We start from the raw sequence: 25235 nt of genomic DNA, 5'->3' as shown, positions 1-25235 counted from the left end.
AGTAATTGATTTCCTGACGATAGAAATAAAAAAGACGGAAATTTGAGCACGATGTGGAGATGAGCAACAATGTGGATTGAGCGTTGGAATTTTTTGATGAAACAGCTGAAGCAACAAGGTGCCTTTGTACATCCAATTGAAGTACAACCTGTCGCTAGTGAACAAGATTTACGCAAGGTAGAGTCAAGGCTTGGTATACAACTTCCTAAGAAGTTCCGTCAAGCAATGCAAACCAGCTCACAACAAGTGAGTATCTATTGGTCGTTGCCAGATGAGGCTATCTTGCCAAACGAACTGATTGATACGCCATCAGGTGAGTTTGGCTGGAGCTTGAAAGACTTAGATTTCCCATACTTTGGCGGGGATGATAAAAATCTTGAACAACAATACGTACAATTTTTTACTGCAGGTAATGGGGATGCGCTTCTTATCAAGCTAGAGGATGAATCGATTTGGTATTGGAGTCATGAAGAGGATGAATTTGATTTCCTTGCCGACAGCTTTAATACATATGTTGACAGTATGACAGCTTTAGGATGTATTGGGGTAGATTGTGGGCAACACCGACAATTTTGTAGCGAAAATGGTTTGGATATTCATCTGACAAGCTCACAAATATGGCTAACATGGCTAACGCAATTTTTAAGCTCTAATTTACAATTGGCTAAAGCTAGTCTAGAATCGTTACTTCATTATGTTTCCATGCATGGCGTAAAGGAAGCTCAAGTGCAGGAAGCTTTCTTGCATTTTGATAAAGAGAAGGTGTATCAGGCTCTCCAACATAAAATTATGCGGGCGCTATCTCCATCAGATCAAAAGGCATGGAGTGAAGTGCTAATAAAGGTATGTTCAAAAGAGGCTGAAAATTGGGTAAGAGAGCTTTGGCAAGAGAAAAGCGATATTCCCAACTGGTTGCGTGATTATTTAACGGCACATTGTTTGCCAGCAGATGAAGGCTTAGCATTCATTTTATCTGATATGGAAAAGGATAAGATTAATGCTTATACTGCCTTACATCGATTACATCATTTACACAATCCAACCATCATAGAATGGATGAGGCCATATGTGGCATTTCCAATCGATGGTTGGGATATGCTGTTGGCAGAGTCACAGCCTAGTGCTGATATATTACTTGAATGGTTGAGTGGTAGTGAGGCAGAGAGGATTACCTCAATCAGAGCTATTTGGCATATGATGCAGCAAGGCAAAATCCCAACGACAATTGTTGACGAGGGAAAATGGCGGCCATTGCTGACCTATTGGCATGAGCATGAGGTTCTTCGTAAAAATAGACAGTTGTTTAGCCAAGTTCTTAATCATTTGGATAATTGGAAACTGGCAAGCTTTATGCAACAAAGGAGAGAGTAGTTTGAATCATTTTACAATATTTGCGTCTAAAAATGATGTGGATGATATTCAAGACAAAATAGCAGAGGTATTTGCAAAAGGCTTTACCATTGAACGAGGTGATAGTGGATATTTAGTAAAATCCAAAGGGCTTTTCAAAAAATCCAGATGTTCTATTACCGTTTTATTTGAAGATACTAATCCAGATTATTTCACTCAAAATATCCCGGGGATGATGGGGTATTACGATAGAATTCCTTTTCAGGATGAAGATTTAAAAGAACAGGTTATGATACAAATATCTGTATTCAATACAGTCATTGCAATCGAAATGGATAAAGAGATAACGGAAAACCATATGCAACTATTTACGAGACTGCTAGCAAGCATAGGTGGTGTAGGTTTTCTACCGGATGGCACTTTACTGGATCAGAGTGGTAGCGTTATTGTTTATTCTAATGGGGAGTCAGGTCCTGCAAATTTTAGACCTCAAGCCTGTGCAAGGAAGATAAGAAGTCAGGAAGTGACATCAGAGCAGGGGGAAACACGAAAAAACAGAACGATTGCCTTTTTAACAGACAAAGAAATCCCTTATGCAACTTCTCTACCCCAACTGCCACCATTAGAAGGTTGCCGCTTTAAGAGCCAAGAAGAAATTGCAAAAAGGGCAGTTTCCCTGTTGATTGTTATTCAATTTGCCTGTGATGTAGCACAAAATGGAAATATTGAAGAGTCTAGAGAATTCTTCACTAATATGTTACGTACATATGAGGTGCAAGAATCTTTAACAGAGCATGAAAAATTCTTTCTTGAGACTCAGCATCCCAGTCCTCAAGATGCTGTCAATATTTCATGGCAGTATGAAGCCTATTGGACACTCATTTGGGCATTAGGGCTTGTAGAAGAGCTAGATTTCCCTGACGACGTATGTGATTGTGAATATGCTATACAGGTCGTTTCTCGTTGTGAAACATTTGAACAATTTTATAAGCAAACAGTATTGCGCAGTAAGGAAGAGATATTAGATGAAGCAGATAAGATCTACAGATTACATTGGGCTTGTGTAGATAGTCGAATAAATGGACAAGTAGCTCCTTTATCGTTAAATGAAAGTGTTGTGATGGAAAGACGTAGAGGCTTATTCTGGATGATGGGCTATCAAGATGAAGAATGGGATACTATATCAATGGATACTTAAAGGAATAGCAAACTAGGAAGCCTAGTTTGCTATTTTAATATATGAAATTATTTCACATAAGTTGGCTTATTCACCTTATCAATTAAAAGTATACCATCGTATTGATCGCGAGGAACTAAGCTTTCCTGTATCATACCCCAACTGTAAGATAAGCGGGGCTCGAACATCCATGAGTTGCCTCGTTCATTCTGGCGGTTGCGCAAATCAATGAATGTGTAAGGTTTACTAGTTGAAGACAGTATATCCTCAATAGATCCCTTGATAGGAGGTAAAACAGCCATCGGTTCACCCATATTATTTGCTGTCTCTCCGCTAGTCATATATAGACCTAATACATAGCTATATTTCTTGTAGATTTCTGGTAAACGTTCCCCCATTAATTTGACTGGATAAGGGGAACCCATTACTTCCGATTGTGCCTTACGAATATGGTCGTTATGTGCCCATACGATGAACTTTTCTGTTGGATAAACCTCCTCAGCTAACCAAAGTAAGTTCTCCATCATCGATTGATCACGCCATTCCATTGTTTTTAAAAATGTTTCAATATTATTTTGTTCAATATCAATATTGGACTGGATCGTTAGCTCCACATATTCGTCTGCTAAGCGAATGCGATCTGTTACAGTACGTTCCATTAGTTTGACAATATGAGACTCGTTTGGATAAGCCGCTTGTAATTCTTTTTCTTTCAATTGAATTTGAGACTTTACTTGTTTATACACATCTATGATTGTAGCTTTTACTTGCTGATAGCCCTTTAAATCTTTCCCGGAGCTCCATTCAGCTAGTTGTTTCTCAGCTTCACTAAATTGTTGAGCTAACTTAGGATTCTGGAGCCAATCGCCGTTCGTAAATGCCCCTTGCTGTTGAATATCGAAGCCAGTAAGTATAAGTGGTTGTTCTGTTGCTTGAGTTGATTTTGCATAGTCAAACAGAGGCAATGTTTCTTTCGTCCACCAAACTCCAAAAATAGAATCCTTCATTGTTTGTAGAGCTGCTTGTTTGTCAATTTGCCCTTGGGCGTTCATCACATTACCCATACCACTTTCAAAGGCAAGAACATTATAGCCCATTTCCTGATGCAAAAATTGTATTAAACGTGTTTTAACATGATTGAATTGTGCCACACCATGAGAGCTCTCTCCTAGAAAAACAATACGTTTATCGTGTAATAACGGCTTAAGCATCTCCAAATCCTCAAATTGATTAGAAGGGATTTTCGTTCCACTCGATACTTCAGGTTGGATGGATGACAAACTGTAAGCATGATCGTTCACCCACTTTTTCCAATCAAGTAATGTTTCATTAGAGGTCCTAGCCTGTTTAACTGTAGATTTGTTTTCTATATTGACCTGTTGCTCTTTTGCAGGAACAGCTGCAGAGACACTTGCTACGCCGTTCAATGTCATTAAACTTGCCAGTGCAAAACTTAATAAAACTTTATGCTTCCTAGCCTTCTTCATTGATAATCAGTCCTTCTCTTTATGTTGATACTAATTATAGAGAGCTTAGTTTAAAGCTTAGGAAGAGTTAGTTTAAATTTTGTTTAAATTTGGTAGGGTCAGTTAAAAAGAAAAAACATCTTCGATTAATGAAGATGTTCGATTGCTATTTATAATGGTACGTACTAGCTCTAACATGGTTACGTTGGATTTGATTGAACCATGCGCGGTCTTTTTCTTCTTGTTTTAACGTACCAACAATGGAGGAGGAGCAGCTCACACAAATTTTAGCCTGTGTAATTTGTCCACAACGTTCACAAGGTGCACCTAAATTAGGGAAAATTGATTTTTTTAACTTTCCTGCTTTTACCCATTTGAAAAGCATCTCAGAGGACACTCCTGTTAAAGTGACAACCTCATCATTTGTTAAGTAGCGATTATTTTTTCTTAATAGAAAGTGATGCAACTCTGAAAATATATCTTCTTCTCTCACATCTATTCTCTTATGAAATAGCAACATTACAAGTCCTCTCCTCGTCCCATTAATTAATAGTTTCATTAACTGTTATAGGTTGTTCGTCATATTTATAATTTTCCCAACGATTACGGGCAAGCTTTCGATATTTTGGCGAGACATTTCTATCAGCGATTAAGCGAGAGAAGCCTTTTTGGGCTTCCGCCATATCACCAAGTCGGAGGCTTAGTTCAGCATGTAAAAACTGAATTCTCTCTCCACCCTCCTGATTGGATGCAAAGGATTTACTATAAAAGTCTCTTGCTGCAAAAAGGTAGCGTTTTTCGGATTCTTCATCGTTTTTTAAACGATATAGCCAACCTATTTTTAATGCGAAATTCGCCATTAAGAGAGATTCTTCCATTGAAGCACGGGATACTAAATAAGCAAGCTTAAAACTGATTATGGCATCATCGATTGTACGTTCCTGGCAGATGTCCATGGGTTTTTGGAGCTCTTTAATGTATAGTTCATCAATGAGCTGCATGAACGGTCCATAAGTCCTTGTCATAGATTTGTGGTAGGCGTAGCCACAATGTGGGCATACAGCGACCTCATACAGCAAAGGATTTAGGCCATCATAAACAGGCATGAAATCTGTTTGTTCCTCGATGATTTTATATCGATTAGGGCGTACTTTATATGTTGTAAAATGCCTTTTGCAAAATTTGCAATCTACACTACTTTCGTAGTAATAAATGTTAAATGCCATAAGAATCAACTCCTTTGCCTGCTTTAGAAAATTATTTCTTTTGTTCTATCTATTCGTTAAAAAGTGTCGTTCAATATATTTAAATGATTATCTTTTATTTTAACAATTCTGTGTTCTTTGGTATACTCCTTTAGAATTATTAAAATAAAAATAATCATTACATTATTTATTAATTGTCACTAGAACTGTTCCTTTAATAGTATTTATCGGTGCTGTTAATGTAAGTTATATAGATGGTTGAAAGTTTGTCGAAATACGTACAAATATTTTATTAGTAATCGTTAAAGGGATTTTTTTGTGTGGTTCAAAAGTATTGTTTTGGAGGATGATTCAAGTTGAACTATAAAATAGTGTTTTTTGATGTAGACGGCACACTCATCAATTATGAGGATGGCTGTGTAGAAGAAAGTACAAAGCAGGCAATTGATTTATTAAAGAATAAGGGAATTCACCTTGTAGCAGCTACAGGAAGACCTTTATCCATGTGCCGTGAGTTGGAAGAGTTGGGGATAGAGACCTTTATTACGGCAAATGGTGCATATGTGAAACATCATGATCTTGTCCTACATAAAACGCCTATTGCTAAAGAGATTGTCCAAAATGTTGAGGCTTTTGCAATGGAACAACAGCATAGCTTAACATTTTTTACAGAGCAGCTAGCGATGAATAGCATACAAAGTCCAGCTGCTTTACATGCTATGCAGGAAACATTGTCTTTGGGAGATTTTCCGGTTATAAATGAAAAAATTACGAATGAGGAAGTTTTTCTCATGTGTCTATATACAGATGAACAGGGAGAAAAAAGATATGTTAGTCAATTTCCGAATATATTATGGCAGCGATGGCATCCTTATATTGTGAATGTACTACAGCAGGATGTTTCCAAGTCAATAGCTGTTCAAGCAGTACTAGATTATTTTAACATTGATTCTAAAAATGCCATTGCTTTTGGAGATGGGGATAATGATATGGATATGCTGGAGCTGGTAGGATTAGGAATTGCTATGGGAAATGGCAGCTTAGCTTTGAAAAACGTTGCTGATTTTGTTACAAAGAAATCTACCGAGGGCGGTATTGACTTTGCTTTGCGTCAGCTTCAAATAATTTAAAACAATCTTCAAGTTGCTTCTTCTGTTTTCCGCAGTTTGATTATAATGAAACCTGTATATTTTATAGTTAAAAAATTTTTAGGTGGGATAGTTTATGGCACATCACGTGCAATCTCTAATTGAACATTACGGGTATTTTGGCATTATCGTAATCCTAATTGGAGGTATAGTTGGATTGCCACTTCCTGATGAAGTTTTCTTAACATATGTAGGTTATAGTGTTTATAGGGAAAGCCTTGAACATATCCCTGCATTAGTAAGTGCCATGATTGGCGCAGTTGGAGGTATTACTTTAAGCTACTATATTGGTTATCGATTTGGCTTACCATTACTACAAAAGTATGGGCCAAAAATTCATATAACTGAACAAAAAATTGATTTTACGAAAAAAATGTTTGCCAAAATTGGACCTATCTTATTGTTAATAGGCTATTTTATCCCTGGTGTCCGCCACATAACAGCGTATATTGCGGCTATTAATAATTATCCATATAAAAAGTTTGCGTTCTTTGCCTATACAGGAGCATTTATCTGGACATTCACATTTATAACGTTAGGGAAAATGCTTGGAGAGAAATGGCGGTTTGTTGGTTACTACTTATCCCATTATAGTATGTATCTCATCCTATTATTTGTTCTATTAATGTTCGTCGTTTACTTTATATTCAAAAAAAGAAATGTACAAAAATAAAAGTCGGTATCTCTATACCGACTTTTAAGTTATGGCAAAATAGCAAAGGAGCGAACAGGGAATCCAGATGCTTTTTCTGGTTTAGGTACAATATTAAAAATAATTGCACCTGTTGCAGGTAGCTTGTCTAAATTAGTCATTAACTCAATTTGATAAGTGTCTTGTTCGAGCACAAAGTATTCACCATCTAGTTTGCCATTTTTACGAAAATCAGCTGCTGAATCAGTATCGAATGTTTCGTGACCAATCGCACTAACTTTACGTTCCGTCAGTAAAAATTGTAAAGCCTCTAAGCCCCAACCTGGAATATGGTTATACCCTTCCGCATCTTTATTGCTGAATGCTTCCTTATCTGGCCAACGTTTACTCCAATCGGTACGTAGCGCTACAAAGGTACCTGCCTCAATTTTTCCGTGCTGTGCTTCAAACTCAAGTATATCTTGAACACTTAAAGAAAAATCATGATTGCTAGCAGCTTCTTCGGACTTATCAATGACAACAAGGGGAAGAACAAGCTCTTTTAAATCGAGCTCTTCAAGGTACCGTGTGTCTCGCACAAAATGAATGGGTGGGTCGATATGCGTACCATATTGACCAGGGAAAGTGAACTGTTGTGCAAAGAACCCATCATCGTGAGAGAATAATGTTTCAAATTTTGCATCTTCGAACATGAAAAAATGGGGTGAGTTAGGGCCGAATGTATGTGTTAAATCGACCCATTGTTTAGATTTTAATAATTGTAATGCTTGTAATAATTCATTAGGCATCGTTTTCCCTGCTTTCTTAAAATAGTAGTAAAAAAAGAGCCCCCTATAGAAGAGGACTCCTGAATAAACAACGGTAGTTCATCTTCTCATCTTCAAGGCTTTGGAATTAGGCCAATTGGAATTAGCACCATACTGTTGAGCTGGTTGCTGAGACTTCATCGGGCCAATCCCTCCGTCTCTCTTGATAAGAAAAATATAAGAATTTTCAGAAATAATAATACAAACACTTTATCATAGTTTTCTATAGTTTACAAGTTCAATAGGGATACAAGGTTAGGGTTTTTTTCACCAATTTAAATTCAATATGACACCACAACAGCCATTATCAATTAGACGTATTCTAAAACTATCAGGTGTATAGTTCGTTTCGAATTTCATCGTAATACCTGTGGATGAAATTAATTTCTCCACTTCTGCTTTATTTGAAAGTTGTGCTGCATTCATTAAATCATGGGCAAATTGCTGGGAGCTTTCAATTTTATCCGTCAGTAATTGGGCTTGCTGCATAATTGCCTTTATCCGTGTAACCGATGATTTTAATTTATGTGTATCAACAGGTGGAAAGGGATTGTTGGTCGGCATTGCAAGATGTTGGGGAAAGGATCTTACAGCAAGGTGGTTGGCAATTGGTGGCGCTGAGTAATGATAGGGATGAACGAAATACGGATAAGGATTGTAATACAATGGAATTCCTCCTATCCTATAGCTGATATCTTATCTTATGTATTCAAGCGAATTTAGGTGTAACTCCATTCTTGTCTTACTTATAACACAAAAAGGAAGCCACAGGGAGCTTCCTTTTTATCAATATTGTATATATACCGATGTTAAATTACCAAAATATCAAGTAAATGCTAGATAAACGGACTAACAATATTATTGTTTTTTATTATCGAAAAGCAACCATAATAATGTAACAATCGCTGCTAGCATAACCATTAGGAATCCATAAAGAGGCGTATGTGCTAATGATTGATGGCGAATAATAAAACCTCCAATATAGGATCCTAAAAATATACCAATGTTAAAAGCAGAAATGTTTAATGCTGAAGCCATAGAAATAGCTGACGGCACATATTTTTCAGACAGTAGAACAGCATATAACTGTAATCCTGGGACATTCATGAACATAAATAATCCCATTGTCAGTACCATGACTAAACCGATAATCGGTGATTCAAGAGTGAAGCCAATACCAAGTAACGCTAAGGCAAGTCCAACAAAAATTATAAAGATGGAACGTAGCGGATTTTGGTTAGCAAAATGGCCTCCTAATGTATTACCAATAGCAACGCAAATACCATAGACAACTAATATAATTACTACTGCATGTGGGGAATAGCCCATATATTGCTCTAAAATAGGTGAAACATACGTATAGACTACAAAGGCCCCACCATATCCAATAGCTGTAATGAAAAGGATTAATAACATGCGAATATTGCCTAATACTTTGCCAATATCACGTAAAGAAATAGGATTACCTTTTGATAATTGGTTAGGTACTAGTAAAGCATTACTAATTAAACCGATAATGCCTATAATGACGATAAAAATGAACGACATACGCCAGTCTGTTACTTGTCCAATAAATGTACCAAGTGGAACACCGGTCACAGTAGCTAGCGTTAAGCCTGTAAACATAAAGGCAATCGCGCTTGCTCGTTTATTTGGTTCAACTACATCAGCTGCTATAACAGAGGCGATCGACATAAACACACCATGAGCTAATGCTGAAATAATACGACCTATTATCAGTATAGAAAAAATTGGTGCGATAGCTGCAGTTAAATTCCCCGCTATAAAAATGGTCATAACAAGCAATAAAACTGTTTTTCGACTAAGACGAGATGTTAAGGCTGTTAATAATGGAGCACCAACAGTGACACCTAGTGCGTATATAGAAACGGTTAAACCGGCAGTGCTTAAAGATATACCAAAATCATCTGTAATTAATGGTAAAAGTCCAACACTGATAAATTCAGTGGACCCTATACCAAATGCACTGATTGCAAGTGCTAGCAATGTCAATTTTGCATTTGGCTTTTTTGATTGTGACATTTTACTAATATCTCCTTTGATTTTTTTTAGTATGTGTAGTAATATTCATGCATGCCTAAAAGTTGTGTAGAGTACTTTTAGTTACTTTTGAATATTACGGGGGTTTACAATGCAAAAAATTTATAATATAGGTGTTGAAGCTACGCTTGAAGTTATTGGTGGTAAATGGAAACCGGTCATTCTTTGCCATTTGAACCACCATGGTGAAATTCGAACAAATGAATTTCGACGATTGATTCCAGGCATTTCCCAAAAAATGCTTACAAGTCAATTAAGAGAGTTAGAGCAAGCTGGTTTAATCCATCGCAAGGTCTTCAATCAAGTACCGCCTAAAGTGGAATATTCATTGACTTCCTATGGACAAGGGATGGAGCCTATTTTGAATATGCTTTGCACTTGGGGCGAAAAGCATGTTGAATTACTAAAGGATAAAGGTGAAGATGTTCTGTTAAAACAACGCGATGAAGATATCGCTATGCAGCAAACATCATAATGAGGGAGAAAGAGACTGTCACATACAAGACAGTCTCTTTCCTCTTTTTAATGCTTATAGAGCAAAGTCAAATTCATCTGGATTTGGACCAACACGTTGTTCACGATTCATCTCATTGATTAATGCCATTTCTTCGTCTGTTAAAGTAAAGTCAAAGATATCAGCGTTTTGCATCATACGCTCTCTACGTACTGATTTTGGAATTGTAATCACTCCATTTTGTACATCCCAGCGTAAAATAACTTGAGCATTTGATTTTCCGTATTTTGTTGCAATTTTTGAAATCGTTTCATCTTCAAGAAGACCACCTTGCATTAAAGGTGCCCATGCTTCAAGTTGAATTTGGTGCTTGTCACAGAATGAACGAAGCTCCACTTGTTGTAAGCGTGGGTGGAATTCCACTTGGTTCAAAACAGGTTTAATACGAGCAAATGATAATAAGTTTTCCAAGTGTGCCACAGTAAAGTTACATACACCGATTGCTTTGATCTTGCCTTGTTCATATAGGTCTTCAAGTGCTTTCCACGATTCAGCATATTTATCTTTACCAGGCCAATGAATTAAATAAAGATCTAAATAATCTAATCCTAATTTTTTTAGGCTCTCTTCATATGCTGCAATTGTTTCATCATAGCTTAAGCCATCGTTCCATACTTTTGATGTAATAAATAAATCTTCACGACGTAAGCCAGTTGATGCTAGAGCTTGTTTAATACCTTCTCCTACACCTGCTTCATTTCCATAAATAGCAGCAGTATCGATGCTTCGATAGCCAACCTCGATCGCATTTTTAACCATTTCTGCAGTAGCGTCATTTTCTACTTGAAAAACGCCTAAACCCATACCAGGCATTTGTAGGCCGTTATTTAATGTGATTGTATCTTGTAAATGAGTAATCATTATTATTCCTCCAATTGTGTGTTTGCTTGATTGCTTTTTCATTATGATGCCCCACAAGAAGAAAAAAAAGTACGTACATTTTTGTTTCATAGAAACGTCGAGGTAACTTTTGTGTGATGCCAATGGTTAGAGAGATAAAAGTTTTTTAATAGTACTTTTTGCAATTTAAAATTACAGGTGAAATCAGGAGGATATAAAGAAATGAAGGGTAATCCATAGTGAAATCCAAAAAAATGAATAGATTATGATTATCTCTGTGCTGATGCAACCAAATGACTTTCTTCACGAATTAAAAGGAAAAATTTGTTGGATAGAGAATTTAAATAGTAATACTACTTTAAAAAGGGGATTGGAAAATGAATCGTTTAAACTTAATCACATTAGGCGTTAAAAATATGGTGGAGTCACTTACCTTTTACCGAGAGGGACTTGGCTTTGAAGTAGTAGTGTATGGAGAAGAAACAAATCCAGATGTAATGTTCTTTAATAATGGGGGAACTAAAATATCACTATTTCCAATTGAACGTCTTGTAAACGATATCAATGAAGCAAACCCACCAGAACTTAGCCCCGGCTTTGGAGGTATCACCCTTGCTTACAATGGTAAATCAAAAGAAGAGGTGGACCGCGTATTTGCATTAGCTAAAAAAGCTGGAGCGTCTATTGTAAAAGAGCCAGAAACAGTATTTTGGGGCGGTTATAGTGGCTACTTCCAAGACCCAAACGGTTACTATTGGGAAGTAGCTTATGGTGATATGTGGAAATTTGATGAAAATGATATGCTAATTATTCAATAATGATTCAAAAAGAGAGCTCACTAGAAACGTTAGTGTGCTCTTTGCATTGACTGCTTAACAATAATGTTCCCTCATTAAATTCACAAAGTTTTGTGCAGCTTTAGATAAATAATGATTCTTCATCCATACAAGTCCTACGGAAGTGGATAACTCTGTAGTTGGGATTTTGTAGGCATGAAGCGGTAGGTCTTCAAATTGCTTTAGAATGGTTTCAGGTACGATGGAGGAGCTAAAACCTGATTCGATTAAATTCATTAAAAGCGCAGTATCTGAACATTCCCCGACGATATGGGACTGTAATTGGAAGCGGGAAAATGCTTCTAAAATTGAATAGTGAACTCCTAACCCTTCTGTACTCGGTAATAAAATCGGCCAATTTTGAATTTCGGCCAAAGTCACCTCATGTTCTAACAACTTAAACTTCTTGGATTGTATAAAATAAAACGGTTCTGTGTACATATGAAGGACAGAGAAATCATCTAATTCTAAGGGCAAACGAATGATCGCTAGTTCTACTACACGATCTCTTACAAGCTTACAGAGATAAGAGGATTCATTTTGTTGAATTTTATAAGTTACCTTAGGAAATTGTTGTTGGAATTGATGTAATAATTGGGGTAACTCAACAACTGAAAATGTATTGATGCCTAATGTTAATCGTCCATGAATGCCTAGCCCTACATCCTTGACCTCTGCTTCCGCCTCGTCCATTAATTGAGCAACCTGCAATGCATATTTATATAAGGTCTTCCCAGCCTCCGTCACTTCAAAGTACTTGCCGCTTCTCTCTACCAATTTTGAACCAAGCTCTTCTTCCATTGTTTTTAGATGTTGGCTTAATGGTGGCTGAGAAATATGCAGTCTTTCAGCAGCAGCAGAAATCTTCCTTTCCTCCACAATCGCTATAAAATATCTTAGTTGTCGAATATCCAATTAAGTCACACCCCTTTATTATACGTAAAACCTAAGTAAAACAAATTTTTTTAATGTTTTTCATATAGTTAGTGTCATGTTAGCATATTCTAGCACCTACGTGTGAAGTTTCTAATTGTATTTAGAGCAGATGAGAAAGCAATTACAGATAATAATATCTACCTTTAAAACGCAACTTACACAAAGCTATTAATAGTTGCGCTTTTTTATATCTACTCAATTAATAGACATTTTTCAAATTTCCTAAGAAAATAAATAGCGTTTATCCTATAATAACCATGTATGCAATAATATTGTTTTTAATTTCTAGTTAACTTCATATTGCAAAATATGGTATTTTAATATAGCTTTTGATTATCAACAAGAAGGAGGATGAACATTGATTCATATATTGTACATAGAAGATGAGAAAGAAATAGGACAATGGGTTAGCAAGGAGTTAACGGAAAGAGGCTATGAGGTAACATGGCTAGAGTCTGGCGAAGGTCTTGAACAACACATTGCTTCAAAAGATCTTGCTATATTGGATGTCATGCTACCCGGGTTAGATGGTTTTTCGATTGGCAAAAGAATAAAACGAGAGAATAAAGATTTACCTATTTTGATGCTATCTGCTCGAACAGCCGTTGAGGATAAAATTGAAGGGCTTAATTTTGCTGATGATTATTTAACAAAGCCATTCCATCCTGATGAACTAGTAGCAAGATTAGAGGTATTACTAAGAAGATATCAAAAAAACGATGATGTATTGGCATTGCAGCATCTTAAAATTTATACAAAAGATATGCGAATTATTAATACATTAAATGAAGAAGAAATTCTTCTCACTGGCAAACAATTTTATTTATTGCAGTATTTTATTCGTCATCTAAATCAAATTTTAACGAAGGAACAACTCTATGAGGGTGTTTGGGGTGAGAGTTACATTGAAGGTGATAAAACATTGATGGTTCATATTCGATATTTAAGAGAAAAGATAGAAATTAATCCTGCAAAACCCCAGATTATCGAAACAATTAGAGGAATTGGCTATAGGGTGAAACTATGAAATTTTTCCGTTCATTATTAGCGAAATATATGCTCATTATTGTATTAGCTATATCGATTGTTCAAATTTCCTATCTCGGTGTTGCTACTTTCATGTTAGGCATTTCAAAGACAGGATCTGGAGACTTTTCAAGTGAAGCTCTTCTGGAAAGTGATATTGAGGAACAATGGCATACACAAGCAAAAAGTATAAACAATGCATCAGAAGCTACCATTGAACAGCTTTTTCAAAAATGGCAAAAGCAATATCCTACAGCTTCAATGTTCTGGGTAAGTGAAAAGGGAAATTTACTGACTACCATGAATGTTCAGGATGAGCTTCCTAAAATATGGACACCTGCATTTACAACCAAATTTATTAAAGAGCGCTATGGAAGTGATCCATTTACTGTAATTGCTTTCTTAGGTGATGATGTGTCAAATGGCTTTATTGTGTTAGAGATTTCAAGGGATGTCTTTAAGCCCCCACTTATAAAGATTTATGATAACTACGGTAGCTTCTTATTTTTTGGTGTTGTAGCCGTTATCCTATTTTTTATTGCCGTTTCATTTTTATTTTTCAAGGGAATTCGAAAAAGACTATTACATCTACAAGAGGCTATGGAAATTCGTGATGTTGACGGTTTACCTATTGAAATACAGGTGAAAAAGCGGGACGAAATTGGACAATTAGAGCATAGTTTTAACAGAATGGTTTGTGAGCTAAGAGATAGTAAACAGCGTCAGCAGAAGGAAGAACAACTAAGAAGAGAGCTGATCGCCAATTTATCACATGATTTGCGAACACCTTTAACAAAAGTAAGGGCTCAATCTTATACAATTAGCAAAGAAGCATTGTCAGAGGAAGGTATACAGGCTTTAAAAGCAATGGAAGCATCCATTGTGAATATTGATGCTTTAATTGAAAACTTAATGTCGTACACATTGCTAATGGCAAGCAAATATAAATTCGAACCGAAAAACATCAATGTTATTCGGTTTGTGCGGGAACATTTAACAACCTGGTACCCAGTTTTTGAACGAGAAGGATTTACTATCGATATTGAACTGCAAGCATTTGAATCCAATGAGTGGAGTGTTGATCCATTATGGCTAGGGCGAATATTTGATAATATCTTTCAAAATGTGCTACGTCACGCTTACAGTGGTAAATATATAAGTGTGAAAACAAAATCCACGGATAGCTATAAAGCATTTATTATTGAGGATCATGGTCAAGGGATGAAAAATGAATCCAATGCAAAAGGAGCAGGGATTGGTCTATCTATTGTCGATATTATGGTAAAGGGTATGGATTTAGAGTGGGAAATAACTTCTAGTCAATCTGGCACAAAAATTATAATCAAAAATGTTATGCAATCTGCGAAGCTTGGGAAGTAAAGGCTCGCAGATTTTTATTTTTAGTGTAGTGAAAGCTTGGCATTTGATGATGGTAGACATTTTTAAACAAAATTTAAACTTGGCCCTTACCTATTTTTAAACTTCTATTCTTATGATAATGAAAGAGGTGAGGACAATGGAATATATCGTACAAACACAAAACTTATCAAAACGCTTTGGAAAAGAGCAAGCTGTAGCAAATTTGAACTTGCAAATACGAAAAGGCGAAATATATGGATTTTTAGGACCGAATGGGGCAGGAAAAACAACAACGATTCGTATGCTTCTTGGTTTAATGAAGCCATCCTCAGGGACAATAAAAATCTTCCAAAAGGATATTACAAAGGAGCGTATCCAAATCTTAGCTAATGTCGGCTCGTTAGTAGAAAATCCTTCGTATTATCCACATTTAACAGCCTATGAGAATTTGGAGGCGCTAAGAAAAATTTTAGGTGTGCCTAAATCTCGAATAGATGAGGTTCTAGAAATTGTTCGTTTGAAAGAGGCTGCCAATAAGAAGGTTAAGGGCTTTTCGCTAGGTATGAAGCAACGTCTTGGAATAGCAGCTTCACTACTACATAATCCTGAATTACTCATTCTAGATGAACCTACTAATGGTCTCGACCCTTCAGGCATTATTGAAATTCGTAATTTAATTAAACGACTACCGAAGGAATACGGCATGACGATTATAATTTCCAGTCATTTATTATCAGAGATCGATCAAATGGCTACACAAGTAGGTATAGTATCTAAGGGGAAATTGATATTCCAAGATTCCATTGAGGAGATGCGGAGATTCGCTCAGCCAAAGGTACTATTTAAAGTAAATAATAGTGAAAAGGGATGGCGCTGTTTACTGGCAAATGGCATTAAGGCAGATTATCAAAATGGCGTTATTTTCTTAGAGGAATGCTCGGATGAAAAAGTAGCTCATATTGTCCAAGTCCTTGTTCAGGAGGGCATTTCTGTATTCCGTGTAGAGGAAGAGAAACGCTCATTGGAGGAAATCTTCCTGCAAATGACGATGGGAGAGCAGGCGATATGATAGGTAAATTGTTAACTGCTGATTTCTTGAAGATCAAACGTAAAGGATTATGGTTTTTAACGCTTTTAGGACCATTGGGTGTAGTCGCCCTACAAATGGTTAATTACGGAGTAAGGAAAGATTATTTATTACAACAAAGTGAGGACGATTGGGGCTATTACTTATTAAACATCCATTCCTTTACACCGCTTGCCATTGTGCTGGGCATTGCTATTCTAACTTCATTCATGGCGAGTATTGAAAATGAGACAAATGCTTGGAAGCAGCTGATTGCCTTACCTGTTTCAAAATTATCCGTGTATTTATCTAAATTTACAGTGTTGGCCCTATTACTATTTTTGGCTTCCACAGTACTGATGATTTTTACGCTTAGTTATGGGCTGTTTTTAAACTTAGGAGCACCTGTACCTTACTTAGAGGTTGCCAAATTTAGTTATTTTCCTGCGCTAGCAGCATTGCCTATATTGGCGCTCCAGCTTTGGATTGCGAGTGTTAGCCACAATCAAGGGATTCCTATTACAGTAGGTATTTTCGGAGTGATATTTGCCTATTCTTCATTTGTTTTACCAGATTGGATGATATGGAAATGGCCATCATTAATGAACCAATGGGATGAGCCAATCATCAATGTGTTATTAGGCGTAGGAATTGGTATTTTACTATATATTGTTGGGATGATTGATTTTGCAAGAAGGGACGTGAAATAATGATTGCTCTACTTCGAGCCGAATGGTTTAAGTTACGTAAATCAAAAATGGTGCCGATTATTTTCGCAGGACCAATAATAGGTTTGTTTATTGGACTATCAGCCAATCTAGAGAATACTATGTCAGGGGTTCAAATCAATGAATGGTTTATTTCCTTATTCTCAATGAATTTAACATATGCATTATTATTTTTACCTCTTATTACTGGCGTTTTTGCAAGTATCATTTGTAGATATGAGCATCAGTCAGGTGGATGGAAGCAGCTTTTAGCACTGCCTGTAACAAGAGGGAAAGTATTTGTCGCGAAATATGTATTGGTTATGCTGCTTGTTTTGGCTATGCAATTATTGTATTTAGGATCTATCTATGCTGTAGGTATGCTGAAGGGCTACACGGATCCCTTTCCAATAGAGATCGTGTGGAAAAGTATTGCAGGAGGCTGGGTGGCAACATTACCCCTAGTAGCCTTACAATTGTGGATGTCCATTATGTTTAAAAGCTTTGCTGCTCCCTTTGCTGTCAATGTCATATTTACGTTACCTTCTATTTTAGCGGTAAATTCTGAGCGAATTGGTCCATATTATCCTTGGGCACAACCATTTTCAATGATGTATATAGGTGGCAATACAGACGATGTATTTTTTGTGCCTTGGGAGCAATTACTAACAGTTATAGGTGGGGGATTCATCCTATTTTTCCTCGGCGGATATTACTATTTCCAACGAAAAGCGATTTAACCTTAAGGGAGTATTGACATGACAATGATTAAACGAAGTTTACGATTATTCACTGCATCTTTGCTACTTATTGCTTTAGCAGGGTGTGGACAGGGAGAGGCAGTAACAGATGCCTCGCAATACATTAGTGAAATAGAAAATATTTCTATTCCTGATGATGTGAAAATTATTGGTTTTGGGGAAGCAACACACGGAAATATTGAATTTCAAACATTAAAAAAAGATCTGTTTGAAGCGATGATCAAAAATGAACATGTCCAAGTCTTTGTTTTAGAAGGGGATTTTGGAGGTGCCCAGCAAATTAACCAATTTATTTTAAAGGGTATTGGTACGGCGGAGGAAGCTATAAAAGCTTTAGATTATGGCATCTACCAAACCGAACAAATGGTAGAATTAGTGCAGTGGATGCACGACTATAATCTGGCAGTCGAAGAACAAGATAAAATTTATTTCTATGGTAATGATATGCAACGCTATGATTATAGCAAAAAGGGATTGCTAGATTATTATACAGATGTACATGCGGGGAATGCTGAGAAATTTAAGGCCGAGCTAAAACATATTTCAAACAAAACGATGAGAGAATTATCGAATAGTCAGCTAACAGAACTGGATAAAACGATTGATACAATTATTGAAGATTTACAATCGAATAGAGAGGCATATGAGAAAAAGTCATCGAAGGATGCTTTCTCCTTTGCGGCACAATATGCTCAAATAATGAAGCAGCGAACGCAATTATTTTTGAATGATGGAAACTATATGAATTTACGAGATGAATATTTAGCTGAAAATTTACAATGGATTGTTGAATATGAAGCCACGAAAGGGCATGATAAAGTATTCATGTCAGCACATAATGGTCATATTGAGAAAACCTCTGCGACGATGGCAGGATATCAATCGATGGGACAATATTTAAACGAGCAATATAAAGATCAATATTTTGCGATTGGTACAGACTTTGTAAAAAATACATTCCAAGCACAAAATGGGTCTGGTGAACGAAAGGAATACACGATTGAACATCATAATGCTTTAGTAGATGCTTTTAGTGAGGTTAACGATACTATTTTTTATGTAGATTTTGAACATGCTAGTCAATCAGAGGAATTAGCAAGTATTCTTTCTAAAAGCCAAAGAATGGGCAATGTCGGTGACGATTTTCGTCCATGGTATAAGCTAACACAAATGCTGTATACCATTAAAATGACACCTGTTGAAGCTTATGATGGTCTTATTGTTGTACAAGAAGCAACGCCAACCAAAATAATCGATTAAAAAAATTAGCAACCTTTATCAAAAAAGCTTTTTCCTTCTCCAGTATGATGAAGATGAGGTGAGTAACATGGAGTATAGTCAGGCAACGCAAAGGACCATTGCCTTTATTGAGGAGCAGTTGACAGAAGAAGTGACACTTGAGCACCTTCCTCATACTGCTGGCTATTCGAAATATCATCTAAGTCGCATTTTCAAACAAGAAACTGGATTAACAATTGGTGAGTATATTCGTATACGCCGACTAGCTTTGGCGGCAAGTTATTTAATGTACTCCAATGCATCGATATTAACAATTGCATTTACACTTCAGTTTCAATCACAAGAAGCTTTTACACGAGCTTTTAAAGAAATTTACGCTTTGCCGCCAGGGAAGTATCGAAAAATGATGCAATCATTAAGCATGACGGAGGAGGAAAAATTAGTGGTATCAAATGAACAGGTTAAGGGTTGGATGTTGAGCGGTGGGAATCCTGAGTTATATCAATTTCATACAGATGACAAGGTATTTCATTCAGGAACTCGTTCGGGAGTATTGTATTCTTCAACCGCTTCAGCGAATAATGGACAATTCGCTACGATGATGCAGGGCTTTCAAGCAGCTGAATTTAAAGGCAAGCGCTTGAAAATGTCATGCTATTTAAAGACTGTAGATGCTGCCAAATGTGGTGCATGGATGCGCATTGACAATGCTACGGGTGATACGATTCAATTTGACAATATGGATCAACGGTCTGTAAAAGGGACTACCGAATGGAATCACTATTCTATTGTGTTAGATGTGCCTGAAGAAGGTGATTCCATTTATTTTGGTGTGTTATTAATTGGCTCGGGTAAGGTATGGGCAGATGGTTTCCGCTTTGAGGAAGTCGACGACAAGGTACCTTCAACTAACATGCTTTCACAGGAACGATTACCTAAACAACCAGCTAATTTAGACTTTAGCATGGATTGATTTTGATGCTTTGTTATTCAAGCTCACCAGTGATTGACTTTGATTAATAACGTATCGTTTACCTCTAATTTGTTAAAGCTAATAAAGAGGAGGTGTGAAACGATGGCACAAGAAATTCTTTGTGAAGTCAATAACTGTACATTTTGGGATTCTGGAAACAAATGTACTGCAGAAAAAATTTATGTTGTCAGCCAGAAGGGACAACATGCTTCCAACAGTGAGGAAACAGACTGTAAAACATTCGAACCTGAAACGCATTAATGACAAAAGGGTAATCATGAGTATGATTACCCTTTATCCCTGTCTTTATTAATAAATATCTACTTTTTCTTTGTTAAATAAAAGTGCATGCGCATTTTTTACTTTTTCTTCTACATAATCCAATGAGTATTTACCAACAGAATCTGTTAAATCTCCAATTGCCCGCGATAAATTATCAATAATCGGAATTAATTTGTGCATTTCAGTGCGATGTTTCTCTTTGTGCATCTCATCCATGATTTCATATGCAAGACGCTGGATCTTCCTTAGTCGCAATTTTTCAGATTGCATTGAATCCTCCTTATTGAACCAATTTATGATGTCTAATTATATGAGCTACAATAAGGTTTCATGAATGATGTTCTTTAGAAATAAATGCTAGTGTTATGTTATCTTTTCGGAAGTCTAATGGTGAATGTAGTCCCTTTAGCAAGCTCGCTTTCTATAGAAATAGTGCCACTATGTGCTTGAACAAGGTTATAAACAATTGCCATGCCTAATCCAGTGCCTTCAGAAGAGGTATCTGTAGTTGTCCCACGATAATACTGTTGGAATATATTCTCTGTCATCTCGGGAGACATACCTACACCGTTATCCACAATGTGAATTTCAACAAATTGATCGCTATCAAAAATATGTGTATAAATATCAGTGTTCTGAGGATTGTGGATAATCGAGTTCATTAAAATATTTTGCAATATCCGCTGCATGTATTTAGTGTCAAAATCAATGTTTATAGAATTTTTATCTGCTTGAAAATGCAATATATATTTTTCTGCTTGTGGATAATTGCTTATGTTAGCAACAATTCTTTTTGTAAATTCAACAATATCATGTTTTGTTTTGTGAAGGGGTAGTTTTCCATTTGTATTATTTAACTGAATAACGAGACTTAAATCTTGAATTAACTCCTCCATATGTTTTCCTTTATCAGCAATTTCCTGAATAAAACTATGTGCTTCTTCCTTCGACCATTCATATTGATCGTTTAATAATAGTGTAGAGTAGCCTGTAATATAGGTAAGTGGTGTTTTCAAATCATGAGATATACCAGCTATCCATTCTTGTTTTGCTTGTTCCACTTGGGCTCTTTCTATTTCGGCAGCCTTGAGTTTTGCTGATAAGGATTGTAGATGTTCTAGTACCTCTTGGTATAGCATAAAGCGCATACGAAGTTTGCCTTTCCGGTTATAAATCTTAGAAAGTCCATTTGGTTTTATGTAGTTTTCCTGTGAAAGCTGCTGAATCCAAGTCATGATAAAACCGAGCGGACCTCCAAAATACCAGCCAAATACAGCAATGCAAATTAACGTGCTAAAGCAAAAAATCCATAGTACCAGCAAATTCTCATAATCTTCACTAACAGTGTGCTTAAAGATTGGAAGAATACCTTCAAGCCCGATTAAAATGCAAATGCCGCTAAAAAGTATCCACAGTATGATCCCCAAAGCGAGATGTAGTGTAAATCGAGTATTTATTCGCATAATAATCCCTCTTTTGGTGGGATAAATTTATAGCCAATGCCTCGCAGATTAACGATTATTTTAGGTTTACGCGTATCATCCCCAAGTTTTTTTCGTAATTTCGAAATATGAATGGTAACAGTCTTCTCCTCACCATAAACATCATTTCCCCAGACAAATTCGTAAAGTTGAGAAGTTGTATAAATACGATTTGGGTTTTTACAGAAGAAGTGCAGAAGCTCCAGTTCTTTAGCGGTGCATTCAACAATTTGATGATCTACTTTCAGCGTCGCCGACTCCGGATTAAAGGCAAAATAACCAAAATCGTACTTAATACTTTGTTGTTGCTGAGCAGCCTCATACATTTTTTGACGTCGAAGAATAACTTTTATTCTAGCTACAACCTCTAAAGGATTAAATGGTTTTGTTATATAATCGTCGCCGCCAATACCTAAACCAGTTAATTTATCAAAATCTGTTGACCGAGCGCTGACAAAAATTATAGGTGTGTTGGTATGCTTACGTATTTCCGTACATAACTCAAAGCCACTAATATCAGGTAGCATAATATCCAGCAGAATGACATCGTAATCATTGTCTTTAACAAGCTGTAGAGTTCCTTTACCCGTTGAAGAAGTCTCAATATTTATAAAGTTCTCTTTCCGTAGTGTAATATCTAATAATTTTAAAATGCCCAATTCATCATCCACGATTAAGATATTTGCCGTTTCCACTTTTATCCCTCTTTTCCTTTTCATGATAACAGCTTCTAGTTTTGAAATCCTCATTCAGTAAAAATATTACGGTCATTTTCCATTGTGTTTACTTTATTTTTACTTTCCTTTATTAAGCTTAAAGTAACGAAAACAAAATGGTGAGGAGCTAAAACTGTGGAATTTGTTATTGAAATTAAACAATTAAATAAAAGTTTTAAAGGAGTAGAGACCATCTCTAGTGTCAATATGAATATTCGGCCAGGAGAGATTTATGGTTTCTTAGGTCCGAATGGAGCGGGGAAAACGACCATTATGAAAATGATTTTAAATTTAATAAAACCTACATCTGGTGACATTAAAGTTTTTAATCAACCTGTTACGAGGACTTCTTATCAATATTTAAGCAAAATAGGAAGCATTATTGAGTACCCCGAATTCTATGAAAGGCTGTCAGCAAAGGAGAATTTAGAACTACATTGCGAATATATGGGCATTTATGAAAAAAAGGCAGCTGACGAAGCTCTCAAAATAGTTGGCCTGCAAGGTGTTGAAAATAAAAAGATTAGTGAATTTTCCTTGGGAATGAAGCAAAGATTAGGGATTGCGCGTGCCATTGTTACCAAGCCAGAGATTTTAATTTTAGATGAACCGATTAATGGTCTTGACCCGATTGGCATTAAAGAGGTGCGTGAATTGCTAGTGCTACTAAAAGAAGAGTATGGCATCACAATTTTAATCTCGAGTCATATTGTATCAGAGATTGAATCTATCGCGGATACAGTAGGCATTCTTCAGCATGGAAAATTACTAAAAGAAGTCAGGATGGATGATATTCGAAAAGAAACAATGGAATATCTTGAAATCACGGTGGACGATTTAAAGAAAACAACGAATGTCCTGGAGAGTTTGAACATTCGAAACTATGAAATCGCGAGTCAACAGAGGGTGCGTATATTTGATGAAAATAATTCATCATCTCAAATTAATAAAGAACTCATTGTTAATGGCATCGTCGTTCATAGTATTGAAAAGCAACAACAGCATTTAGAAGAGTATTTTTTAAAACTGATTAATGGGGGAAGTCAACATGCTTAAACTACTAAGGCTAGAGTGGAAAAAGAATCGGATGGCGGGTTATTTTAATGGCTTAATCATTAGTATAATAGGTATTTTTGTAGCTGTTACATTAATGGCGGTGGGGTCTGAGGGGGATAGTGAGTTTCAGAATTACACAGAATTTATGTCGTTAACGAACATTTTAATTAGAATTGTCTTTATTATTTTTTCGAGTGTTATTCTTGCACGTCTAGTTATCGATGAATATAAAAATAAAACAGTTCAATTATTATTTTCATATCCATTGAAAAGAAAAAAAATTATAGTGGCTAAGCTTCTTCTCGTCTTTAGCTTTTGTTTTGTAAGCATCATAAGTGCAACAATCGTTATCAATTTACTTATTTATTTTTTAAATCCGACATTGGGTCTTTTTGGGGAATCTACTGACTTAAAAGAAATGCTTGAGACAGTTCCTTCGCTGCTACTAAGTGCTTTTATGACAGCTGGCGTAAGCTTAATACCGTTGTACTTTGGTATGCGAAAAAAATCAACCGCCTCAACCATTACATCAGCTGTATTCATTGGATTTGTCATTAACGCAACAGTTTCTGATGGCTCTACCTCCTCTAGTTTATTTCAAATCATTGCTGTGCCAATTATGTTGTGTTTAGTAGGGTTTTTTGTAGGTTATCTATCCTACCGCAAAGTTGATAAAGTGGATCTAACGTGAAATGAGGAGATTTGATGAAAAAAACCATTGTAACGACTCTACTATTTTTTATTCTAGTAGGTGGACTATTAGTTGTTTTGAAACTAAATGGGGAGCAAAGCTATGAAAAACAAAAGTCTTTTGATGGACAGCAAATTCAAATACTAGAAATAGACAATGAGTCGTGGAATATTGTATTAGAAAATACAGATTCAGAGGAACTGAAAATTAATATTAAAGGAAATAAGCAAAAGAAACAAAGTGACCCTGTGGAAATAAAAGAAGATGGTCAAAAAATAAGTGTATTTCAAAGAGATACAGAAGTAGGTATTCTAAAAAATATTAGTATTGGCGAAAAAGGAACTATTCACATTGCTATACCAAAGAATTCAGTTAAATTAATTGCAATAAGAAATAGTTATGGGGATCTTCGTATTAATCATTTAGCAACTGAGGTCATGACAATATCAAGTGAATCAGGCTCAACTATAATGAAGGGGCTTGCAGCCAATAAAGGAGAACTTATATCGAAGGATGGGGAAATAAATATTTTAGATAGCTCTTTGGAAAAATTATTAATAAGTGCTACGAATGGTGATAGCTACATTACTAACGTTTCTAGCACAAAGACGAAAATTACTTCATCTAGCGGTGAGGTTGTTTTGAAAGAGATAGATGAAGAAAAATCATTATTAATCGAAACTGGCTCAGGAGATATTACGATTTCTTATAAAAATAACCCACAATCATTAGAGCTTTCAGCTTCGAGTGATTCAGCAGACATTACTGTTGATTTAAAAGGTTTAAACAAAAAAGATGTGAGTGGAAATTCAATGAGTGGGACAATTGGAGAGTCGTCAAATAAGTTGGAACTAGTCAGTAAAGCAGGTATAATAAATGTTAAATAA

The 25235-nt window shown here is 36.1% G+C and carries 28 protein-coding genes and 1 riboswitch; of the genes, 17 read left to right on the top strand and 11 right to left on the bottom strand.

The annotated features are described in order from the left end of the window. The first annotated feature begins 69 nt into the window (after positions 1 to 69). Complete coding sequence (locus MKY49_RS21265) at positions 70 to 1371, top strand: SMI1/KNR4 family protein (RefSeq protein ID WP_322605259.1); 1302 nt, start codon at positions 70 to 72, stop codon at positions 1369 to 1371. Between the two features lies 1 nt (position 1372). After that, complete coding sequence (locus MKY49_RS21260; protein WP_274794857.1) at positions 1373 to 2548, top strand: DUF4272 domain-containing protein; 1176 nt, start codon at positions 1373 to 1375, stop codon at positions 2546 to 2548. 47 nt (positions 2549 to 2595) lie between these two features. On the opposite strand, the gene MKY49_RS21255 is transcribed toward MKY49_RS21260, so the two are convergent. The 3 genes from MKY49_RS21255 to MKY49_RS21245 all read right to left on the bottom strand — a co-directional run bounded on the left by MKY49_RS21255 (position 2596) and on the right by MKY49_RS21245 (position 5219). Continuing rightward, positions 2596 to 4014 carry an erythromycin esterase family protein gene (locus MKY49_RS21255; RefSeq protein WP_274794856.1) on the bottom strand — a complete coding sequence of 473 codons (1419 nt, stop codon included), beginning with the start codon at positions 4012 to 4014 and terminating at the stop codon, positions 2596 to 2598. A 145-nt stretch (positions 4015 to 4159) separates the two neighbouring features. Beyond that, on the bottom strand, positions 4160 to 4513 hold the full coding sequence (locus tag MKY49_RS21250) for a hypothetical protein (protein ID WP_322605260.1): 354 nt from the start codon (positions 4511 to 4513) through the stop codon (positions 4160 to 4162). A gap of 22 nt (positions 4514 to 4535) precedes the next feature. Further along, complete coding sequence (locus MKY49_RS21245; RefSeq protein ID WP_274794854.1) at positions 4536 to 5219, bottom strand: DUF2225 domain-containing protein; 684 nt, start codon at positions 5217 to 5219, stop codon at positions 4536 to 4538. Between the two features lie 335 nt (positions 5220 to 5554). Between MKY49_RS21245 and MKY49_RS21240 the strand changes: the two genes are divergently transcribed. Then, entirely contained in the window at positions 5555 to 6328 is a 774-nt protein-coding gene (locus tag MKY49_RS21240; protein WP_274794853.1) for a Cof-type HAD-IIB family hydrolase, read from the top strand. 94 nt (positions 6329 to 6422) lie between these two features. Continuing rightward, positions 6423 to 7019 carry a DedA family protein gene (locus MKY49_RS21235; protein ID WP_274794852.1) on the top strand — a complete coding sequence of 199 codons (597 nt, stop codon included), beginning with the start codon at positions 6423 to 6425 and terminating at the stop codon, positions 7017 to 7019. Between the two features lie 29 nt (positions 7020 to 7048). Here MKY49_RS21235 and MKY49_RS21230 read toward each other — a convergent pair whose 3' ends face one another. The 3 genes from MKY49_RS21230 to MKY49_RS21220 form a co-directional block, all read right to left on the bottom strand. Next, positions 7049 to 7786 carry a cyclase family protein gene (locus MKY49_RS21230; RefSeq protein WP_274794851.1) on the bottom strand — a complete coding sequence of 246 codons (738 nt, stop codon included), beginning with the start codon at positions 7784 to 7786 and terminating at the stop codon, positions 7049 to 7051. A gap of 83 nt (positions 7787 to 7869) precedes the next feature. After that, a riboswitch (SAM riboswitch) is annotated at positions 7870 to 7977 on the bottom strand. 94 nt (positions 7978 to 8071) lie between these two features. After that, the gene (locus MKY49_RS21225; RefSeq protein WP_274794850.1) at positions 8072 to 8470 is read right to left on the bottom strand and encodes a hypothetical protein; all 399 of its coding nucleotides are present in this window, start codon (positions 8468 to 8470) and stop codon (positions 8072 to 8074) included. A 192-nt stretch (positions 8471 to 8662) separates the two neighbouring features. Next, positions 8663 to 9847, bottom strand: a complete 1185-nt coding sequence (locus MKY49_RS21220; RefSeq protein WP_274794848.1) for an MFS transporter — start codon at positions 9845 to 9847, stop codon at positions 8663 to 8665. 109 nt (positions 9848 to 9956) lie between these two features. On the opposite strand from MKY49_RS21220, the gene MKY49_RS21215 reads away from it, so the two are divergent. Continuing rightward, positions 9957 to 10340 (top strand): winged helix-turn-helix transcriptional regulator, encoded by a 384-nt coding sequence (locus MKY49_RS21215; RefSeq protein ID WP_274794847.1) that lies wholly within the window; start codon positions 9957 to 9959, stop codon positions 10338 to 10340. A 54-nt stretch (positions 10341 to 10394) separates the two neighbouring features. Here the strand turns inward: MKY49_RS21215 and MKY49_RS21210 are convergent, their stop codons facing one another. Beyond that, positions 10395 to 11240: an aldo/keto reductase gene (locus MKY49_RS21210; protein ID WP_274794846.1), complete on the bottom strand. Its 846-nt coding sequence runs from the start codon at positions 11238 to 11240 to the stop codon at positions 10395 to 10397. A 356-nt stretch (positions 11241 to 11596) separates the two neighbouring features. On the opposite strand from MKY49_RS21210, the gene MKY49_RS21205 reads away from it, so the two are divergent. After that, a complete protein-coding gene (locus tag MKY49_RS21205) occupies positions 11597 to 12037 on the top strand; it encodes a VOC family protein (RefSeq protein WP_274794845.1) in 441 nt (146 codons plus the stop codon). A gap of 54 nt (positions 12038 to 12091) precedes the next feature. On the opposite strand, the gene MKY49_RS21200 is transcribed toward MKY49_RS21205, so the two are convergent. After that, the gene (locus MKY49_RS21200) at positions 12092 to 12970 is read right to left on the bottom strand and encodes a LysR family transcriptional regulator (RefSeq protein ID WP_274794844.1); all 879 of its coding nucleotides are present in this window, start codon (positions 12968 to 12970) and stop codon (positions 12092 to 12094) included. 379 nt (positions 12971 to 13349) lie between these two features. Between MKY49_RS21200 and MKY49_RS21195 the strand changes: the two genes are divergently transcribed. The 8 genes from MKY49_RS21195 to MKY49_RS21160 all read left to right on the top strand — a co-directional run bounded on the left by MKY49_RS21195 (position 13350) and on the right by MKY49_RS21160 (position 20383). Further along, complete coding sequence (locus tag MKY49_RS21195; protein WP_274794843.1) at positions 13350 to 14018, top strand: response regulator transcription factor; 669 nt, start codon at positions 13350 to 13352, stop codon at positions 14016 to 14018. Next, entirely contained in the window at positions 14015 to 15397 is a 1383-nt protein-coding gene (locus tag MKY49_RS21190) for a sensor histidine kinase (RefSeq protein WP_312506560.1), read from the top strand. Before MKY49_RS21195 ends, MKY49_RS21190 begins: the two co-directional genes overlap by 4 nt. A gap of 136 nt (positions 15398 to 15533) precedes the next feature. After that, the gene (locus MKY49_RS21185) at positions 15534 to 16445 is read left to right on the top strand and encodes an ABC transporter ATP-binding protein (RefSeq protein ID WP_312506559.1); all 912 of its coding nucleotides are present in this window, start codon (positions 15534 to 15536) and stop codon (positions 16443 to 16445) included. Beyond that, positions 16442 to 17152, top strand: a complete 711-nt coding sequence (locus tag MKY49_RS21180; protein WP_274794840.1) for an ABC transporter permease — start codon at positions 16442 to 16444, stop codon at positions 17150 to 17152. Before MKY49_RS21185 ends, MKY49_RS21180 begins: the two co-directional genes overlap by 4 nt. Further along, positions 17152 to 17889 carry an ABC transporter permease gene (locus MKY49_RS21175; protein WP_322605262.1) on the top strand — a complete coding sequence of 246 codons (738 nt, stop codon included), beginning with the start codon at positions 17152 to 17154 and terminating at the stop codon, positions 17887 to 17889. The genes MKY49_RS21180 and MKY49_RS21175 overlap by 1 nt, the downstream gene beginning before the upstream one ends. 18 nt (positions 17890 to 17907) lie before the next feature. Next, positions 17908 to 19170, top strand: coding sequence for an erythromycin esterase family protein (locus MKY49_RS21170; protein ID WP_322605263.1), 1263 nt, complete (start codon positions 17908 to 17910; stop codon positions 19168 to 19170). A 67-nt stretch (positions 19171 to 19237) separates the two neighbouring features. Further along, positions 19238 to 20122: a helix-turn-helix domain-containing protein gene (locus MKY49_RS21165; protein ID WP_322605264.1), complete on the top strand. Its 885-nt coding sequence runs from the start codon at positions 19238 to 19240 to the stop codon at positions 20120 to 20122. A gap of 102 nt (positions 20123 to 20224) precedes the next feature. Next, positions 20225 to 20383, top strand: a complete 159-nt coding sequence (locus MKY49_RS21160; RefSeq protein WP_004231699.1) for a DUF1540 domain-containing protein — start codon at positions 20225 to 20227, stop codon at positions 20381 to 20383. Between the two features lie 48 nt (positions 20384 to 20431). On the opposite strand, the gene MKY49_RS21155 is transcribed toward MKY49_RS21160, so the two are convergent. The 3 genes from MKY49_RS21155 to MKY49_RS21145 all read right to left on the bottom strand — a co-directional run bounded on the left by MKY49_RS21155 (position 20432) and on the right by MKY49_RS21145 (position 22580). Beyond that, positions 20432 to 20674 carry a hypothetical protein gene (locus tag MKY49_RS21155; protein WP_004231701.1) on the bottom strand — a complete coding sequence of 81 codons (243 nt, stop codon included), beginning with the start codon at positions 20672 to 20674 and terminating at the stop codon, positions 20432 to 20434. Between the two features lie 98 nt (positions 20675 to 20772). Continuing rightward, positions 20773 to 21867 carry a sensor histidine kinase gene (locus MKY49_RS21150; RefSeq protein WP_274794837.1) on the bottom strand — a complete coding sequence of 365 codons (1095 nt, stop codon included), beginning with the start codon at positions 21865 to 21867 and terminating at the stop codon, positions 20773 to 20775. Continuing rightward, the gene (locus MKY49_RS21145) at positions 21858 to 22580 is read right to left on the bottom strand and encodes a response regulator transcription factor (RefSeq protein WP_312506554.1); all 723 of its coding nucleotides are present in this window, start codon (positions 22578 to 22580) and stop codon (positions 21858 to 21860) included. Before MKY49_RS21145 ends, MKY49_RS21150 begins: the two co-directional genes overlap by 10 nt. A gap of 156 nt (positions 22581 to 22736) precedes the next feature. On the opposite strand from MKY49_RS21145, the gene MKY49_RS21140 reads away from it, so the two are divergent. From MKY49_RS21140 to MKY49_RS21130, 3 genes are read left to right on the top strand one after another with little or no spacing between them, the layout of a single operon-like run. After that, on the top strand, positions 22737 to 23657 hold the full coding sequence (locus MKY49_RS21140) for an ABC transporter ATP-binding protein (RefSeq protein ID WP_322605265.1): 921 nt from the start codon (positions 22737 to 22739) through the stop codon (positions 23655 to 23657). Further along, entirely contained in the window at positions 23650 to 24348 is a 699-nt protein-coding gene (locus tag MKY49_RS21135; RefSeq protein WP_274794834.1) for an ABC transporter permease, read from the top strand. The genes MKY49_RS21140 and MKY49_RS21135 overlap by 8 nt, the downstream gene beginning before the upstream one ends. A 14-nt stretch (positions 24349 to 24362) precedes the next feature. Continuing rightward, positions 24363 to 25235, top strand: a complete 873-nt coding sequence (locus tag MKY49_RS21130) for a DUF4097 family beta strand repeat-containing protein (protein WP_322605266.1) — start codon at positions 24363 to 24365, stop codon at positions 25233 to 25235.

The organism is Lysinibacillus sp. FSL M8-0134 (assembly GCF_038069745.1).
Lineage (GTDB): Bacteria > Bacillota > Bacilli > Bacillales_A > Planococcaceae > Lysinibacillus > Lysinibacillus irui.
This window is presented reverse-complemented; position numbering and strand designations above follow the sequence as displayed.

Coding starts and splice junctions, on each gene's coding strand:
- MKY49_RS21165 (WP_322605264.1), top strand. CDS start 19,238: ATGGAGTATAGTCAGGCAACGCAAAGGACCATTGCCTTTATTGAGGAG.
- MKY49_RS21175 (WP_322605262.1), top strand. CDS start 17,152: ATGATTGCTCTACTTCGAGCCGAATGGTTTAAGTTACGTAAATCAAAA.
- MKY49_RS21180 (WP_274794840.1), top strand. CDS start 16,442: ATGATAGGTAAATTGTTAACTGCTGATTTCTTGAAGATCAAACGTAAA.
- MKY49_RS21190 (WP_312506560.1), top strand. CDS start 14,015: ATGAAATTTTTCCGTTCATTATTAGCGAAATATATGCTCATTATTGTA.
- MKY49_RS21160 (WP_004231699.1), top strand. CDS start 20,225: ATGGCACAAGAAATTCTTTGTGAAGTCAATAACTGTACATTTTGGGAT.
- MKY49_RS21185 (WP_312506559.1), top strand. CDS start 15,534: ATGGAATATATCGTACAAACACAAAACTTATCAAAACGCTTTGGAAAA.
- MKY49_RS21130 (WP_322605266.1), top strand. CDS start 24,363: ATGAAAAAAACCATTGTAACGACTCTACTATTTTTTATTCTAGTAGGT.
- MKY49_RS21215 (WP_274794847.1), top strand. CDS start 9,957: ATGCAAAAAATTTATAATATAGGTGTTGAAGCTACGCTTGAAGTTATT.
- MKY49_RS21205 (WP_274794845.1), top strand. CDS start 11,597: ATGAATCGTTTAAACTTAATCACATTAGGCGTTAAAAATATGGTGGAG.
- MKY49_RS21265 (WP_322605259.1), top strand. CDS start 70: ATGTGGATTGAGCGTTGGAATTTTTTGATGAAACAGCTGAAGCAACAA.
- MKY49_RS21235 (WP_274794852.1), top strand. CDS start 6,423: ATGGCACATCACGTGCAATCTCTAATTGAACATTACGGGTATTTTGGC.
- MKY49_RS21155 (WP_004231701.1), bottom strand. CDS start 20,674: ATGCAATCTGAAAAATTGCGACTAAGGAAGATCCAGCGTCTTGCATAT.
- MKY49_RS21170 (WP_322605263.1), top strand. CDS start 17,908: ATGACAATGATTAAACGAAGTTTACGATTATTCACTGCATCTTTGCTA.
- MKY49_RS21220 (WP_274794848.1), bottom strand. CDS start 9,847: ATGTCACAATCAAAAAAGCCAAATGCAAAATTGACATTGCTAGCACTT.
- MKY49_RS21245 (WP_274794854.1), bottom strand. CDS start 5,219: ATGGCATTTAACATTTATTACTACGAAAGTAGTGTAGATTGCAAATTT.
- MKY49_RS21255 (WP_274794856.1), bottom strand. CDS start 4,014: ATGAAGAAGGCTAGGAAGCATAAAGTTTTATTAAGTTTTGCACTGGCA.
- MKY49_RS21250 (WP_322605260.1), bottom strand. CDS start 4,513: ATGTTGCTATTTCATAAGAGAATAGATGTGAGAGAAGAAGATATATTT.
- MKY49_RS21210 (WP_274794846.1), bottom strand. CDS start 11,240: ATGATTACTCATTTACAAGATACAATCACATTAAATAACGGCCTACAA.
- MKY49_RS21135 (WP_274794834.1), top strand. CDS start 23,650: ATGCTTAAACTACTAAGGCTAGAGTGGAAAAAGAATCGGATGGCGGGT.
- MKY49_RS21150 (WP_274794837.1), bottom strand. CDS start 21,867: ATGCGAATAAATACTCGATTTACACTACATCTCGCTTTGGGGATCATA.
- MKY49_RS21230 (WP_274794851.1), bottom strand. CDS start 7,786: ATGCCTAATGAATTATTACAAGCATTACAATTATTAAAATCTAAACAA.